Annotated in this window: 1 protein-coding gene; it reads left to right on the top strand. The window is 60.1% G+C overall.

The annotated features are described in order from the left end of the window. Positions 1 to 589: 589 nt before the first annotated feature. Positions 590 to 1,425 (top strand): group II intron reverse transcriptase/maturase (gene ltrA / locus I8N67_RS41520; RefSeq protein WP_200309518.1); only part of this gene is annotated, 836 nt, incomplete at its 3' end.

Raw genomic sequence — 1,425 nt, 5'->3', positions numbered from 1 at the left:
GTGTGTCACGAACGCAGAAGGGAGCTCAGGTAGGGAGAGCTTCTTGATGCGGCGCTGTGCGAGAGATGAAGGATGGTTGGCCCTTCGGTGCCGTCCTGCGGGGGATGGCACCAAACCGCCACATGCTGCGTTGGTTGATGACCGTCGTGGTGAGCGATGTGGAAAAGGCGGCAGTAGAGCCGTCAGGTGGGGATCAGGAAGACGAACGCAAGTGAATCGCTGCTGAAGTGCCGTTAGGGGACAGGTGACATCAGAACCGGAGATTTGTGGTTGCTCCGGGATGAGTCTGGCGGAATCCCGTTTACTGGCCAGGCGGTGTCCGGCACGGAGGTGACGTGAGTCTGATCTGCGGCTTTCGCATGGAACGTGAGAAGGCAGGCCCTGATATTGCTGCCCGAATAAATACAGGCAGCGAGAGGGAGAGGCCCAAGCGGAGGAACCGTAAGGGCTTGAGTACCGATGCGGGGCGTGCTGGCGGACCGGCTCGTAGTAGTGGTGAACCCCTTGTAATGAAGGGGGAGCGAAGGGGCCGGGTCATCCGTGACTGATTGTTCGTTCGGTCAACCGGAGGTTCTCCGGAAGGAGCTGGGTGGACCAGTTGAAATCACTGGACAAGTCGTTTGAGATCTCGAAGTGGGAGATCCAGGAGGCATACGAGAAGGTCAAGGCCAACAAAGGTGCGCCAGGGGTGGACGGGCGCTCCATCGAGGACTTCGAGAAAGATCTGAAGAATAATCTCTATCGGATCTGGAACCGTCTGTCTTCGGGGAGTTACTTTCCTCCTCCGGTGAAAGGTGTGGAGATCCCGAAGTCGCATGGCGGAGGGGTTCGTTTGCTAGGGGTGCCCACCGTGGCCGACCGTATCGCCCAAACAGTGGTGGCCCGGCGTCTTGAAGGGAAGGTCGAGCCGATCTTTCACCAGGACTCCTATGGGTACCGTCCTGGGCGATCCGCGCTGGATGCGGTCGCGACGTGCCGGAAGCGGTGCTGGAAGTACGACTGGGTGATCGATTTGGACATCCAGAAGTTCTTCGACAGCGTGCCATGGGACCTCGTTGTCAAGGCGGTCCAAGCCCACACCGATCTCCCGTGGGTAGTGCTGTATGTGCGGCGGTGGCTTGAGGCGCCGCTGCAACTGCCCGATGGGACCTTGCAGCGGCGCGATCGTGGAACCCCACAGGGTTCCGCGATTTCACCCGTGCTAGCCAACCTGTTCATGCATTACGCGTTCGACTTGTGGATGGCCCGGGAGTATCCGGGTGTGCCATTTGAGCGGTATGCAGACGACGCGGTCGTGCACTGCGTCAGCGAGAGCCAGGCCCGGAGACTGCGGGAGGCAATCGCGAACAGGATGCGGGAAGTCGGACTGCGGCTGCATCCCGACAAAACAAAGATCGTGTACTGCCGGGATGGGAAACGCCGACG

Origin of the sequence: Streptomyces adelaidensis, from assembly GCF_016598475.1 — a bacterium.
Taxonomy (GTDB): domain Bacteria; phylum Actinomycetota; class Actinomycetes; order Streptomycetales; family Streptomycetaceae; genus Streptomyces; species Streptomyces adelaidensis.
The sequence above is the reverse complement of the archived record's forward strand: the minus strand, read 5'-3'. Positions and strand labels throughout refer to the sequence as shown.